Source organism: Geodermatophilus africanus, assembly GCF_900107105.1.
GTDB lineage: Bacteria > Actinomycetota > Actinomycetes > Mycobacteriales > Geodermatophilaceae > Geodermatophilus > Geodermatophilus africanus.
Window position 1 is genome coordinate 23913 of record NZ_FNOT01000016.1, and the last position, 13624, is coordinate 37536.

The 13624-nt window shown below is 74.2% G+C and carries 13 protein-coding genes and 1 other RNA gene; 9 read left to right on the forward strand and 5 right to left on the reverse strand.

The window, feature by feature from the left end; all coding sequences use genetic code 11:
• Nucleotides 1-177: 177 nt before the first annotated feature.
• Nucleotides 178-1317, forward strand: coding sequence for a magnesium and cobalt transport protein CorA (locus tag BLW63_RS21495; protein ID WP_091160816.1), 1140 nt, complete (start codon nucleotides 178-180; stop codon nucleotides 1315-1317).
• Between the two features lie 224 nt (nucleotides 1318-1541).
• Nucleotides 1542-1917: a transfer-messenger RNA gene (gene ssrA / locus BLW63_RS21500) on the forward strand.
• A 223-nt stretch (nucleotides 1918-2140) separates the two neighbouring features.
• Here the strand turns inward: ssrA and BLW63_RS27500 are convergent.
• From BLW63_RS27500 to BLW63_RS21515, 3 genes are all read right to left on the reverse strand, one after another.
• Complete coding sequence (locus tag BLW63_RS27500; RefSeq protein WP_211517221.1) at nucleotides 2141-2497, reverse strand: divalent metal cation transporter; 357 nt, start codon at nucleotides 2495-2497, stop codon at nucleotides 2141-2143.
• Between the two features lie 560 nt (nucleotides 2498-3057).
• Nucleotides 3058-4614, reverse strand: coding sequence for a lytic murein transglycosylase (locus tag BLW63_RS27505; protein WP_211517222.1), 1557 nt, complete (start codon nucleotides 4612-4614; stop codon nucleotides 3058-3060).
• Nucleotides 4615-4802: 188 nt separating this feature from the next.
• On the reverse strand, nucleotides 4803-5792 hold the full coding sequence (locus BLW63_RS21515) for an NADPH:quinone oxidoreductase family protein (protein ID WP_091160820.1): 990 nt from the start codon (nucleotides 5790-5792) through the stop codon (nucleotides 4803-4805).
• A gap of 175 nt (nucleotides 5793-5967) precedes the next feature.
• On the opposite strand from BLW63_RS21515, the gene BLW63_RS27050 reads away from it, so the two are divergent.
• On the forward strand, nucleotides 5968-6132 hold the full coding sequence (locus BLW63_RS27050) for a hypothetical protein (RefSeq protein WP_170856897.1): 165 nt from the start codon (nucleotides 5968-5970) through the stop codon (nucleotides 6130-6132).
• Between the two features lie 200 nt (nucleotides 6133-6332).
• Here the strand turns inward: BLW63_RS27050 and BLW63_RS21520 are convergent, their stop codons facing one another.
• Nucleotides 6333-7412, reverse strand: coding sequence for a potassium channel family protein (locus tag BLW63_RS21520; RefSeq protein WP_244522717.1), 1080 nt, complete (start codon nucleotides 7410-7412; stop codon nucleotides 6333-6335).
• A 124-nt stretch (nucleotides 7413-7536) separates the two neighbouring features.
• Here BLW63_RS21520 and BLW63_RS21525 point away from each other — a divergent pair, with 124 nt between their 5' ends.
• The 3 genes from BLW63_RS21525 (at nucleotide 7537) to BLW63_RS21535 (ending at nucleotide 10426) form a co-directional block, all read left to right on the forward strand.
• Nucleotides 7537-8388, forward strand: coding sequence for a patatin-like phospholipase family protein (locus tag BLW63_RS21525; RefSeq protein ID WP_091160824.1), 852 nt, complete (start codon nucleotides 7537-7539; stop codon nucleotides 8386-8388).
• Nucleotides 8389-8541: 153 nt separating this feature from the next.
• Nucleotides 8542-9669 carry a glycerophosphodiester phosphodiesterase gene (locus tag BLW63_RS21530; RefSeq protein WP_091160827.1) on the forward strand — a complete coding sequence of 376 codons (1128 nt, stop codon included), beginning with the start codon at nucleotides 8542-8544 and terminating at the stop codon, nucleotides 9667-9669.
• A gap of 43 nt (nucleotides 9670-9712) precedes the next feature.
• On the forward strand, nucleotides 9713-10426 hold the full coding sequence (locus BLW63_RS21535) for a DsbA family oxidoreductase (protein ID WP_091160830.1): 714 nt from the start codon (nucleotides 9713-9715) through the stop codon (nucleotides 10424-10426).
• Nucleotides 10427-10451: 25 nt separating this feature from the next.
• Here the strand turns inward: BLW63_RS21535 and BLW63_RS21540 are convergent, their stop codons facing one another.
• Nucleotides 10452-10955: a MarR family winged helix-turn-helix transcriptional regulator gene (locus BLW63_RS21540; RefSeq protein WP_091160833.1), complete on the reverse strand. Its 504-nt coding sequence runs from the start codon at nucleotides 10953-10955 to the stop codon at nucleotides 10452-10454.
• An 88-nt stretch (nucleotides 10956-11043) separates the two neighbouring features.
• On the opposite strand from BLW63_RS21540, the gene BLW63_RS21545 reads away from it, so the two are divergent.
• The 3 genes from BLW63_RS21545 to BLW63_RS21555 all read left to right on the forward strand — a co-directional run bounded on the left by BLW63_RS21545 (nucleotide 11044) and on the right by BLW63_RS21555 (nucleotide 13403).
• On the forward strand, nucleotides 11044-11601 hold the full coding sequence (locus BLW63_RS21545) for a YceI family protein (protein WP_091160836.1): 558 nt from the start codon (nucleotides 11044-11046) through the stop codon (nucleotides 11599-11601).
• A 238-nt stretch (nucleotides 11602-11839) separates the two neighbouring features.
• Nucleotides 11840-13030: an FAD-dependent oxidoreductase gene (locus tag BLW63_RS21550; RefSeq protein WP_170856899.1), complete on the forward strand. Its 1191-nt coding sequence runs from the start codon at nucleotides 11840-11842 to the stop codon at nucleotides 13028-13030.
• A 46-nt stretch (nucleotides 13031-13076) separates the two neighbouring features.
• Nucleotides 13077-13403, forward strand: a complete 327-nt coding sequence (locus BLW63_RS21555; RefSeq protein ID WP_091160841.1) for a hypothetical protein — start codon at nucleotides 13077-13079, stop codon at nucleotides 13401-13403.
• Nucleotides 13404-13624 lie beyond the last annotated feature (221 nt).

Here is a 13624-nt window from a genome sequence, read left to right on the forward strand (position 1 = left end):
CGCACCAGCTGGTGAAGGACCCCGCTGCCCCCGCCGTCAAGGACCCCGTCCTCCTCACCCTCGCACGCTCGGGGTGAGCCTCGGGACCGGGCCGGCGGCGGGACCCTGCAGCGGGGCCGCCGAGGGTGCGGACCCCCGACGAGTCCCCCCGCTCCAGCGTCTCCCCGGGAGTCCGCCGTGGTCGACCGCCGTCGTGCGTCCCTCACCGCCCTGTCCACCCTGGCCCGCCGGCCCCGGCCCGAGCTGACGCTCGCGCCGCCCCCGCAGCCGTCGGCCCCGGCCGCGCCGCAGCGGCAGTCGCTGATCGTCGACAACGCCGTCTACTCGTCGGGACGGCGGGTGGCGACGCCGGACAGCGTCGCCGAGAGCCACGAGTGGCTGGTCGAGGACCCCGACCGGCTGGTGTGGCTGGGCCTCTACCGGCCCGAGCCCGGCGAGCTCGGGGAGCTGGCCGAGCAGTACGACCTGCCCGAGCTCGCGGTCGAGGACGCCATCAAGGCCCACCAGCGGCCGAAGTTCGAGCGCTACGGCAGCACGCTGTTCGTCGTCCTCAAGGCCGCCCGGTACCTCGACGCGGCCGAGGAGGTGGAGTTCGGCGAGCTGCACCTGTTCCTCGGCCGGAACTTCGCCATCACGGTGCGGCACAGCGAGTCCCCGGACCTGTCCCGGGTGCGGCGGCGGCTGGAGAGCGAGCCGGCGCTGCTGGAGAAGGGCAGCGAGGCGGTGCTGTACGCGATCCTCGACGCCGTCGTCGACGGCTACTCGCCGGTGGTCGCGGGCCTGGCGAACGACATCGACGAGATCGAGACCGAGGTCTTCCGCGGCGACCCCGGCGTCTCGAGGCGCATCTACGAGCTCTCGCAGGAGGTGCTGGAGTTCCAGCGGGCCGCCCAGCCGCTGACCGGCATCCTCGCCGCGATCGCCGCCGGCTTCGACAAGTACGGCGTCGACGAGGACCTGCGCAGCTACCTGCGCGACGTCGAGGACCACGTCGTCCAGGTCACCGAGCGGGTGGAGAGCTTCCGGCTGCAGCTGCGCGACATCCTCACCGTCAACGCCACGCTCGTCGCGCAGCGGCAGAACGAGGAGATCCGCGAGCTCACCGAGGCGTCGATCGCCCAGGGCGAGGAGGTCAAGAAGATCTCCGCATGGGCCGCCATCCTGTTCGCGCCCACCCTCGTGGGAACGGTGTACGGGATGAACTTCGAGGACATGCCGGAGCTGGGCTGGTCCCTGGGGTACCCGTTCGCCCTGGTGCTGATGGTGGGGGTCAGCCTCACGCTGTACGCCGTCTTCAAGCGCCGCGACTGGATCTGACAGCGGCCGGCGATGCGCGGGGCCCGCCGTCTCCCGCGTCTCCCGCCGTTGCCCGCAGTTGATCATGGGATTCGCGTCGGCTGCGGCGGCGTGTCCAGCCGTGTCGCGGACGACAAGCCCATGATCAACTCGTCGGGCGGTCGCGGTTGTGCTCGCGGTTCGACCGGTGCGGCGGGGGAACAAACCGCCAGGAGGTGCCGTTACGCTGTCTGCACAACTACACAGGGGGTGAATGGTCTCGACTGCGGTCGGGTGACCAGGGGAAGCGAGCCGAGGAAGCCGACGATGAGCTCGTTAACCACGCGTCGGAAACAACACAAGCGCCGACTCCAGTCGCGCTGACTTCGAACTCGCTGCCTGACAGCTAGTCTCGAGGTCTGTCAGCCCGGGTTCGTCATCGGCCCGGATCCTGGCATCAGCTAGATGACTCACCGTGCGTGCCGGTCGCGGGCGCGCACGGGACACCTCACAGCGACTGGGCCCGTCACATCGACTCGTCCGTGAGATCGATGGGGTCGAGCAGAGACACAGCGGACTGCGCTCGGAGAAGCCCTGGTGATGCGTCGTAGGACGCGGGTTCGATTCCCGCCACCTCCACCCCTGGGGTCCTGGCGAAATGTCAGGGCCCATGTTGGCGAAAGGGCCGGTGGCCGCCGCGCACAGCGGTGACCACCGGCCTTTCGTTCGCCCCCCGCAGGCGAGTGCAGCCAGGCCCCAGAGGCCGCCGGGGTCAAGGTCCCAGCCTGGGACTGCAGGGAAGGGTTCGGACCACAGCGGCCGCCCGGTCAGAGGACCGGGCGGCCGCTCGTGCTTGCGTGGCGCGTCAGAAGGTGGTGACCACCAGCTGGTAGCAGGTGGCGAGGATGGCCACGAGCCCGACAGCTGCGACGACGTTCTGCCACCAGCGGTTGCGCAGGTCGCCCATGAGCCGGCGGTTGTTGGCGAGGATGACCAGCAGCACGCCGAGCATCGGGGCGACGATCACGGTGAGCGCCTGGGCCACGATGATCAGCTGGACCGGCGAGGTGCCCTGGGCCAGGACGGTGACCGTGGCGCCGAAGGCGAGCACGCCGAGGATGCCCAGCCGCACCCGACCGGAGGAGACCCGGTTGCCCCAACCGAGCCCGTCGGAGAGCAGCGTGCCCCCGGCGGTGGCGTTGGCGAGCCACAAGCCGCTCATGCGTGCGCGGCAGATGAGTCCCGCTGGAGGGCTCGCCGGCAGCCGCCTCGGGCGGGTACGCGCGTATTCCGTCGGCCACCTCGTCGAACAGGTTCCGGAGCGCGGTCGCGGCCTCCGATACGCGGTGCGCGTCAGCCACCCGCTGAGCAGTTGGTGAAGACCGTGGGCCCCGGGTTCACGTCGTTGCGTTCCGGATCGAGTGATGCCCCAGGACCGTTCGACCACGGTCGTCGGGGTGAGGACCATCTCGGCGCGGGTCGGAGTCCGGGGCCGCTCGTCCTCATCACATCCGTCCGGGCTGGGATTTCGAGCGATGACCTGGCGGGACACCACCTACTCCGCCTCGCACCCGAGCGAGACGGGGCGTAGGGGGCCGCGTGTGCACACTCGCGACGACTCGTGCGTCTGTGCAAGCTCCCACCAGCCGACCGCCCACGACCGGGCGGCGAGGGCCACCCGGCCTGACGTCCCGGCTGTTGCGCCGGGTGTCCGGCCGACGGGGCCAGAGCGTCTACGACGCGAGGATGTCGAAGACGTGGTCGGGGCTGATGACCTGGGCGTCAGGTCGTGCAGGCCGGCCGGGCGGCGTCACCGGCCCCGATCACCACGGTGACCCGGTCGACGGTCGCGACCTGCGCCGCCCCGGTGAGCCCCAGCGCGTCGGCGAGGGCCGTCGCGACCGCGTCCTGGCCGTCCGGGTACAGGACGGCGGAGGTCGTGTCCTCCGTGGCGGTGACGGTGCCGACCGTGCCGCCCGCCTGCTCGACCCGGGTACCGACCCCACCGGCCGCCGCCGGGTCCGCGGAGCCGTGGCGGACGTCGACCGTGCCGAGCGAGTCGACCACCGGGGTGCTGCACCCGGGCGTCGTCGTGACCGGTGCGGTCGTCTCGACCGTGGGCGGTTCCGGAACCGGTGGCGTGGTGACCGCGGGCGGTTCCGGAACCGGCGGCGGGGTGGTCGTCGGCGGGGTAGTCACCGCGGGAGGGGTCGTCTGGGGGGCGGGAACCGCCGGCGGCGTCGTCGGGGGCGTGGGAACGGCCGGGGGAGTGGGAACCGCCGGCGGGGTCGTCGGCGTGGCCGGCGGTGCCAGCGGAGCCGGCGACGGTGTGACGGTCGGCGGTGTCGTCGGCCGCGACGTCGGCGAGGACGGCCGGGGCGGCGTCGACGGCAGGCCGGCCGCCGACGCTGCGGAGGACGAGGGTGCCGAGGACGAGGGGCCGGACGACGACGGGCGCACGGCCGGCGCCATCGCCGGCGGGGGGCCCGGGTTGGCCGGCGGCTCCGACGGCGGGGGCACCGGGTCGGTCGGCACGGTGGGCGGTGGCGTCCCGGCGTACTGGGCGGCGAGGGTCAGCACCGTCGCCACGTAGCTGTCCGAGTGGTTGTACGCGAGGACGGCGCGGCGCTGCCCGGCTACGGTGGTGAGGTCGCCGCCGGCGGCGCACAGGTACCGGGCGGTCGCCTGCGCGGCGTCCTGGATGTCGAAGGGGTCGCTGCTGCCGTCGCCGTCCCCGTCGCTGGCATAGCGCGCCCAGGTGGAGGGGATGAACTGCATCGGGCCGACGGCGCGGTCGTAGACCGGGTCGCCGTCGAGGCGTCCGCCGTCGGTGTCCCGGATGACCGCCGTGCCGTCGCCGTTGAGCTGGATCCCGATGATGCGCGGCGCGGAGCGCCCGTCGGCCTGCAGCACCGCCCCGGCGAAGCGGCCGTGGTCGGACTCGACCCGGCCGATGGCGGCGACCAGCGACCAGCCGGCGCCGCACCCGGCCGGCGCCGCCGCGGCCGCGGCGTCGTAGGCAGCCCTGGCGACCGATGGGATGCCGCCGGCCGCGAGGCCCGACGCGGCGGCCGCCGCGCTCGTCATCGCGGCCGCGGTGGTGCCCGGAGCGGTCGTGCCGGCAGCGGTGGTGCCGGGCGCGGCGTACGCGGAGGTGGCGGAGGTGCCGGTCGGGTCGCGGAACACCTCGGAGCCGGCCGGGGGCGGCTCGTGCGCGGCGCTCGCGGTCGGTCGCGCGAGGCCGTCCGCCTGCGCGGTCGCCATGATGGTGGCGGCGGCGATCACCACGGCCGCGCCCTGCCACAGGCCCGGCCCTTGCCGCCGGGACGGCGCCGGCACCGGCGGGACGGGCGACCGCCGCCGCCCGTGACGGGGACCGGACCCGACCCCGGACTGTTTCGACATCGATCCGTCCCCCGCGACCCGCCCCATGGGCACTGCTTGCTGGCCCGGCCAGTCTTCCCCGGGCCGGCGGGCCGTCGCGCCCGCCAATCCGGGGGGGTGCGGAGCGGACCACCGCCGCCCGGTCACCGGGTCCGGGCGCTGCCGTGGTGCCGGGGCATGTGGACGACCACCTTGCCGGCGGCCCGGCGTTCGTCCAGCTCGCGGATCGCCGCGGCGGCCTCGTCGAGCGGGAAGGTGGCGCCGATCGGCGGGTCGATGGCGCCGGACCGCACGAGGGGCATCAGGTCGCGCCACTGCCGGCTGGGGTACCCGGGGTCGTCGGCCCAGAACTCGGCCGACGCCACGCCCACCACCGAGGCGTTGGCCGACAGCAGCCGGTCCGCCCCGACGGTGGGGATGCCGCGGCCGGTGAACCCGAGGACGAGCAGCCGGCCCTCCGGGGCCAGCGAGAGCACCGAGTCGGGGAACCGGTCGCCACCGACCGGGTCGACGACGACGTCCACGCCCCGCCCCCCGGTGAGCCGGTGCACCGCCTCGCGGAAGCCGTCGACCGGCACGACGTCGTGCGCCCCGGCAGCCCGGGCGACGTCCGCCTTGCCGGGCGTGGACACGACCGCGACCACCCGGGCGCCCAGCGCCGCGGCCAGCTGGCAGGTGGCGGTGCCGAGGCCCCCGGCGGCGCCGTGCACCAGGACGGTCTCGCCGGCCGCCAGCCGGGTGCGTCGGGTGAGCGCGAAGTGGGCCGTCAGGTAGTTCAGCGGCAGCGCCGCGGCCGTCTCGAACGGCACGCCGTCCGGCAGCGGGAAGACCAGGTGCTCGTCGACCGCCACCACCTCGGCCAGGCCGCCGGTGACGGGCATGGCGGCCACCCGGTCGCCGGCGCGGACGGCGCCGGCCCCCGAGCGCACCACCCCGGAGACCTCCCAGCCCGGGGTGAACGGCACCTCGGGGCGTCGCTGGTACTCGCCGCGCGTGTGCAGCACGTCGGGGAAGGCGACGCCCGCGCACTCGACGTCGACGAGCACCTGACCCGGGCCCGGGGCGGGTTCGGGGCGCTCCTGCACCGCCACGGCGTCCGGCCCGGTCAGCGCGGTGATCACGGCGGCACGCATGGCCCACGCTAGAGCCGCCCCGCGGCGGCGCACCAGGCGGAGGCGGGCCGCGCGGCCGGCCCGCCGTCGCCCGCGGCGTGCGCCGTCCACCCCCTCGGGGTGACGTTCGTGTTGCACGACTGGAGCTCCGTACCGCCGGTGCCGACCGTCCTGGCAACCGATGAAAGGAGCCGTCATGCGGAACATGGCGTGCAGGGCCGTGGCCCAGGCCTCGCTGGTGGCGACGACGGCCTCGCTGGACGACGAGCAGGCGTGGCCGTTGCTGCTGGTCGCCGGCTGGTTGACCACCGCGGCCGACCTGGTGCAGCAGGCCGATGCCCTGGAGGCCGTGCTCGTCTGAGGCCCCGGCTGCGGGGTGCGGCTCGGTGACCATGGGAGCCGTGCCCGTCCTCCCGGCTCCCGCACCCGGTCCCTGAGGGACGTCCCCGCCGCGGCCCGCCGTCGCTCCGTGGCGTGGTGACCGCCGGCGTGAGCTGGCTGCTCGCGCTGCGGATCGGCCGCGACGTGACCGCGCCTCCCGCGCCGTCCCGGCGGCTCGAGCTACGCCAGCGGATCGGCCTGCGTCTGCCGTCTGCTCGCGGAGATGTGCCCGCCGGGCGGGTGCGAACGCACGACGACGAGCACGTCCTCGGGCTCGAGGGTGCCGATCAGCGGGTCGTCGAAGCGCAGCGTGCGCCCGCCCCGGGTCACCGACAGCACGATGTCGCGCAACTGTCGCGGTCCCAGGCCCACCTCGCCGGCGGTGACCCGGCGCTGCTGCAGGTCGAGTCCCTGGCCACCGGTGACGAGGTCCTCGACCGTCGCGACGACCCGCGGGGCGTCCGTGGACAGCCCCAGCAGCCGGCCGGAGGTCGCCGAGGTCGTGATGACCGTGTCGGCACCGGACTGGCGCAGCAGCGCCGCGTTCTCCTCCTCGCGCACCGACGTCGTGATCGGCACGCTGGGGTTGAGCTGCCGGACGGTCAGCGTGATCAGCACCGCCGCGTCGTCCCGGTTCGCCGCGACGATGACCGCCCGCGCCCGCTCGATCGACGCCCGCCGCAGCACGTCGGTGCGGCTGGCGTCGCCGATGATGCCGGTGAGCCCGAGCGAGTTGGCCTCGTCGATCGCCCGCGGCTCCGGGTCGACGACGACGATCTGCTCCAGCGGCGTCCCGTTGGCCTGCAGGGAGCGGATGGCGCTGCGGCCCTTGGTGCCGTAGCCGCACACGATGACGTGCTGGCGCACGCGGGACCTCCAGCGACGGATGCGGAACTCCTCGCGGGTGCGCGTGGTCAGCGCCTCGAGGGTGGTTCCGATGAGGACGATCAGGAACAGGATGCGCAGCGGTGTGATCACCAGGATGTTGACCAGGCGCGCCCCCGGGGTCAGCGGCGTGATGTCGCCGTACCCGGTCGTGGAGAGCGTGACCGTCGCGTAGTAGAAGGCGTCGAGGAGGGAGAGGCCCATCTCGTCGCCGTCCCGGTAGGCGTCCCGGTCCAGCCAGACGATCAGGACCGTGGCCAGCAGCACGACCGCCGCGATGACCACCCGACGCCACACCTGGCGGAACGGCGACAGCTCCTCGTGCGCGATCCGCACACCGGAGTGTTCGGTCATCTCCTCCGTGTCGCCTTCCACCCGCGGGACGATAGTGAGCCGCCCGGCCACGCGCGTGCGCGCCGCACCCGTCCGGGTGAGCCTGGGGCTGCGGCGACGGGCCGGTGTCCCCGGTCGCGGCCGGACCCTGGGTGAGGATGGCGGAATGAGCGACCAGCGCACGGCCCTCGTCCTCGGCGGCGGGGGCATCACCGGCATCGCGTGGGAACTCGGCGTGCTCGCCGGCCTCGCGGACGCCGGCGTCGATCTCCCCGGCGCCGACCTCGTCGTGGGCACCTCGGCCGGCTCGGTGGTCGGCGCGCAGCTCACCTGCGGCGCCGACCTCGAGGCGGCGTTCGCCCGCCAGCTGGCGCCGCCCACCGCCGAGCAGGCCGCCCGGATGACCCGATCCGGGCTGCTCCGCTACGGCCTGGCGGCGCTGCGTAGTCGCGGGGACGACGTCGCCTTCCGCCGCCGGGTCGGCGCGCTGGCGCTGGCCGCCGAGCGGGCCGGGCTGACCCCGACCGAGCAGGAGCGGCTCGACGTGATCGGCTCTCGCCTGGTCGGCCTCGAGTGGCCCGACCGCGACCTGCGCGTCACCGCCGTCGACGCGGAGACCGGCGAGTTCCGCGTCCTCGACCGCACCTCCGGCGTCCCTCTGCTCCAGGCGGTGGCGGCCAGCTGCGCCGTGCCGGGCGTGTACCCGCCGGTCACCATCGACGGTCGCCGGTACGTCGACGGCGGGATGCGCTCGGCGGCCAACGCCGACCTCGCCGACGGCTACGACCGGGTCGTCGTGCTCGCCCCCGTCCCGCGCGGCTTCGGCCCGCTGGCCAGCGTCGACGCGCAGGTCACGGGGATGGTCGCGCGGGTCGCCGTCGTCTCGCCGGACGAGGTCAGCCGCCGCGCGATCGGCCGCAACGTGCTCGACCCCGCCGCCCGTGCCGGTTCTGCGCGCGCCGGCCGGGCACAGGCCGCCGGCGTGGCCGCGGAGGTCACCGAGGCCTGGCAGGGCTGACACCGAGGTGGACCCGTGCGAGCGGTGGTGGCCGCCTCCGGTGCCGGGTTCACCTCCTGTTCACACGCGCTCCCACGTCGCGGTCACGTCGCCGGGCTGGGATCGTCCGGGCGGGCGGCGAGGGTCGCCGTCCGAGCCCGGGGGAGAGAACCCATGCCACGTGCCCACCGCCGGACCGCCCTGCTGACCGCGTCCGTGGTCGCCGTCCCGTTGTTGCTGACCGGACCGGCTCCCGCGACCGCGGCGCCGCCGCGGGACGAGGCCGGCCCCGGCGCCGACCAGCTGCTCGTCATCGGGCACCGCGGCGCCTCGGGCTACCGGCCCGAGCACACGCTGGCCTCCTACGAGCTGGCCGCCCGGATGGGCGCGGACTACATCGAGCCCGACGTCGTCAGCACGTCCGACGGCGTGCTGGTCGCCCGCCACGAGAACGAGATCTCCGGGACGACGGACGTCGCCGAGCGCCCCGAGTTCGCCGACCGGCGCAGGACCAAGACCATCGACGGCGTCGAGCTGACCGGCTGGTTCACCGAGGACTTCACGCTGGCCGAGCTGCGCACGCTGCGCGCGGTGGAACGGCTGCCCGACATCCGCGAGGAGAACACCCTCTACGACGGCCTGTACGACGTGCCGACCCTCGACGAGGTGCTCGAGCTGCGCGCCGAGCTGTCCCGCGAGCTGCGCCGCGAGGTCGGCGTCTACATCGAGACCAAGCACCCGACCTACTTCGACTCCATCGACCTCTCGCTCGAGGAGCCGCTGGTCGAGGACCTCGACGAAGCGGAGCTGGACCGCCGCAACGCGCCGGTGTTCGTCCAGTCGTTCGAGACGGCCAACCTGCGCGAGCTCGACGAGGTCGTCGACGTCCCGCTGGTGCAGCTGCTGTCGGCCACCGGCGCGCCGGCCGACCTCGTGGCTTCCGGCGACCCGCGCACCTACGCCGACCTGTCCACGGCCGAGGGGCTCGCCGGGATCGGGGAGTACGCCGACGGCGTCGGCCCGGAGAAGGCGCAGGTCATCCCGCGCGAGGCCGACGGGACCCTCGGCGAGCCGACGTCCTTCGTGGCCGACGCGCACGCCGCGGACCTGCTGGTGCACCCGTACACCTTCCGCAACGAGAACGAGTTCCTGCCCGCCGAGCTGCGCGACCCCGGCGAGGAGCCCGGCGACTACGGCCGGGCGATCGAGGAGCAGCTCGTGTTCTGGGAGACCGGCATCGACGGGATCTTCACCGACAACCCCGACACCGGCGTCGTGTCGCGCGACCTGTTCCAGGACTGAACCGCTCGGAATGCCGGGTGGCGCCAGGGATGTTCGGCCGGGCGTGAAGGTGGAGATCTGGTCCGACGTCGTGTGTCCCTGGTGCCACATCGGCAAGCGCCGGTTCGAGGCCGCGCTCGAGCGGTTCCCGCACAAGGACGCCGTCCAGGTGGAGTGGCGGTCCTTCGAACTCGACCCCGGTGCGCCCTCGGCCGCCGCGGGTGAGGACGTCTCGCCGACGGAGTACGCCGAGCGGCTGGCGAGGAAGTACGGCACCTCGGTGCTCGGCGCCCAGCAGATGACCGACCACATGACACAGCAGGCCGCCGCGGAGGGGCTGGACTTCCGGTTCGACCGGGCGGTGCGCGCCAACACGTTCGACGCCCACCAGGTGATCCACCTGGCCGGCGAGCGCGGGGTGCAGGACGCCGTCAAGGAGCGGCTGCTGACCGCCTACTTCAGCGAGGGCGAGGCGGTCGGCGACCACGAGACCCTCGTCGGGCTGGCCGCCGGGGCGGGGCTGGACGCCGACGAGGTGCGCGCGGTGCTGGAGGACCAGCGCTACGCCGGCGCGGTCAGGACCGACGAGGCGGAGGCGCAGGCGCTGGGCATCAGTGGCGTGCCGTTCTTCGTCGTCGACCGGAAGTACGGCGTCAACGGGGCCCAGCCGGCCGACGCGCTGCTGCAGGTGCTCGAGCGGGCGTGGGCCGAGCGCACGCCGCTCATCCCGGTGATCGCCGGCGGCGAGGCCTGCGGCCCGGACGGCTGCATGATCTAGCGCGCGTCGTCCGGAGGGTCTTCGCTCAGCGGGGGCCGAGGTGGCGCAGCAGCGTCTCGCCGATGTCGCGCATCGCCGCAACCTGTTCGGGGGAGAGCTGGTCGAACAGGTGGCTGCGCACGCCCTCGACGTGGACGGGGGCGGCCGCCTCGAGGGCCGCGAACCCGTCATCGGTGAGGACGGCGAGCTGGCCGCGACCGTCGTCCGGGCAGACCTGCCGGCGCACCCAGCCGCGCTCCTCCAGCCGGGAGACCGCGTGCGACAGCCGGCTGCGGGAGGACAGGCAGCGTTCGGCGAGCTCGCTCATCCGCATCATCCGGCCCTCGGTCTCGGACAGCGCGACGAGGATCTCGTAGTAGGCGTGCGAGATGCCGGTCGCGTGGGTGAGCTCCCGGTCGAGCCGGTCCTGCAGCAGCTGGCTGCTGTAGAGCCAGGCCCGCCAGGCGCGCTGCTCCTCGGCGTCGAGCCAGCGCGGCTCTCCGGAGGGCGTGCCCGGGTCCCCGGGGGCGAGCGACACGTCGGCGGTCATGTCCCTCAGGGTACTGGCGGAATAGATGAGCCTTCAACTACGCTAGCGTCGAGCAGAAGGTCAAACGCTCAACCAACTGGAGGCACCCATGACCACCATCACGCAGATCCCCGGGTACGTCGTCGGCACCTGGGACATCGACGCCAGCCACTCGACCGTCGGCTTCTCCGTCCGCCACATGATGGTCAGCAAGGTCCGCGGCTACTTCACCAAGTTCGCCGGTGAGATCGTCACCGCCGAGGACCCGGCGCAGTCCACCGTGACCGCCACGATCGACATGGACTCGATCGACACCCGGCAGGAGCAGCGCGACGCGCACATCCGCTCCGCCGACTTCTTCGACGTGGGCAACCACACCCACATGACCTTCCGCTCGACCGAGGTCCGCACCGATGGTGCCGACTGGACCGTCGGCGGCGACCTGACGATCAAGGGCATCACCAAGCCCGTCGAGCTGGCCCTCGAGCTCAACGGCTTCGGCCCCGACGCCTACGGCGGCACCCGCGCCGGCTTCAGCGCCAAGACCGAGATCTCCCGCAAGGAGTACGGCGTCGACATCGACATGCCGATGGACGGCGGCGGCGTCGTCGTCGGCGACAAGATCAGCATCGAGCTCGAGATCGAGGCCGTGCTCCGCACCGCCTGAACGAGGACCCCACACCCCGCCGTGATCATCGGCGGATGGCTGTGCGCTCCGGCGTGTCGGCCGACCACCTGACGATGATCACGGCCGTACGAGGGCCCCGGGCGATCCGCTCGGGGCCCTCGTCGCGTCCCGGGGGCCGAGTGGGTCGCAGGAACCCCGCTACCGTCTCCGACGTCTGCCAGGTCACACCGCGCGGGCACGGCGGTCGGTCCCCCGTCCCGCGTGGCGGGGAGGAGGCGTGGCCGTGCGGGTCCTCGTCGTCGGAGCCGGGATCGCCGGGTTGTCGGCCGCCCTGCGACTGCGTCAGCTCGGCTGGTCCCCGACGGTGGTGGAGACCGCGCCCGGGCCCCGCGGCGGCGGCTACATGATCGACTTCTTCGGTCCCGGCCTCGACGCGGCCGACCGCCTGGGGCTGCGCCCCGCACTGGAGCGCATCCACGCGCCGATCGAGCGACTGGTGTTCGTCGACGGCTCTGGCCGGCCGCGGGTCACCGTCGGCTATCCGGCGCTGCGTCGCCGCGCCTTCGGAGGGCGGCACCACAACTTCCTGCGCGGCGACCTGGAGGCAGAGCTGTACGCCGCGGCACGGGACGCCGGCGTGCAGTTGTCCCACGGGCGCAAGGTGACCGGCGTGCAGCCGGCCGCGGCGGACGGGGACCCGGTCCTCGTGCGCTACGCCGATGGCGCCGAGGAGGAGTGGGACGTCGTACTCGGCGCCGACGGGATCCACTCGCGGGTGCGCGACGACCTGCTGGAGCGGGACGAGTGGAGCACCCGCGACCTCGGTCACGCCGTCTGGGCCTGGCTCCTGGACGGCAGCCTGCGCAGTGTGCGCCGCGAGGACTTCGTCACGCTCACCGCGCCCGGACGCATGGTGGCGGTCTACCCCGTGGACGAGGGGCGCACCGCCGCCTTCTTCGTGCACCGGTCACCCGACGGCGGGGGTGAGCACGGTGCCGACCTCCCCGGGACGCTGCACGACCGCTTCGGCGACCTGGGTTGGCTCGTCCCCGAGCTGCTCGCAGCGCTCCCCTCGGCCGTGGACCGCTACACCGACCGGACCGTGCAGGTCCGCGCGCGGGTGTGGCACCGCGGCCGGGTCGCCCTGCTCGGCGACGCGTGCTGGTGCGTCTCCCTGCTCGCCGGGCAGGGGGCGTCGCTCGCGATGACCGGTGGTGTGGCGGTGGCCGAGGAGCTGGCGACGGTGTCGGCCGTCACCGACGTCCCTGCCGCACTGGACCGGGTCCGGAACCGACTGGGGCCGCCCGTGGCTCGGCTCGCCGAGGCGGGCGCCCGCACGGCTTCCTGGTTCGTGCCCGAGGAACGGTGGCGGATGACGGTCCGGGACACGTCGCTGCGCGCATCGGCGTGGCCGGTCGTCGGCCCGGTGCTCGGCCGGCGGTTCGGTCTCGTGCGCCCGGCCGCGTAGGCCGGTGCCGGATGCGTGCTGTACGCGGCCGGGGAGACTGGACGGCATGACGACCTCGACCCTGACCCGGACGCGCTTCCCGTCCGCCGTCCTCGTCGCCATCGGTCTGGCGGCCGGCTTCGGCGTCGCGCAGGGCACGGGGGTCCGCGCGCTCGGCGGCGCGGTCTTCGCCCTCGGCGGCCTGGGTGCGGCCTGGCTGTGGGTGAGGCACCGCGGTTGGGCCGTGGCCCTCGGTCTGGGGGCGCTCTACGTCGGCGCCTTCGTGCTGGCGCACCTGCTGGCGCTCGGCGTCGGGATGGCGTCCTGGCTAGCGGTGGCCCTGGTGACCCTCGTCGCCGCCGGGGTCACGTACGCGGTGGCCGACCGCAGCTGATCGCCGGTCGGCCCCCTGCAGGGTTCCGCCGCCGGCCCCGTCCCGGGTACCGCCCCGAGCGTGCGAGGGGTGGGAAGGACGGGGTCCTTCCACGGAGGGGGGCAGGGGGTCCTTCTACTACCATGGGAAGGTCGCCGGGCCGGCGGCTGTTGACCCTGGTGTCTGGGCGCTCCGCAACAGAGACGGACGCGCCGACCCCCTGATCTCCCCCGAGGTGCCCT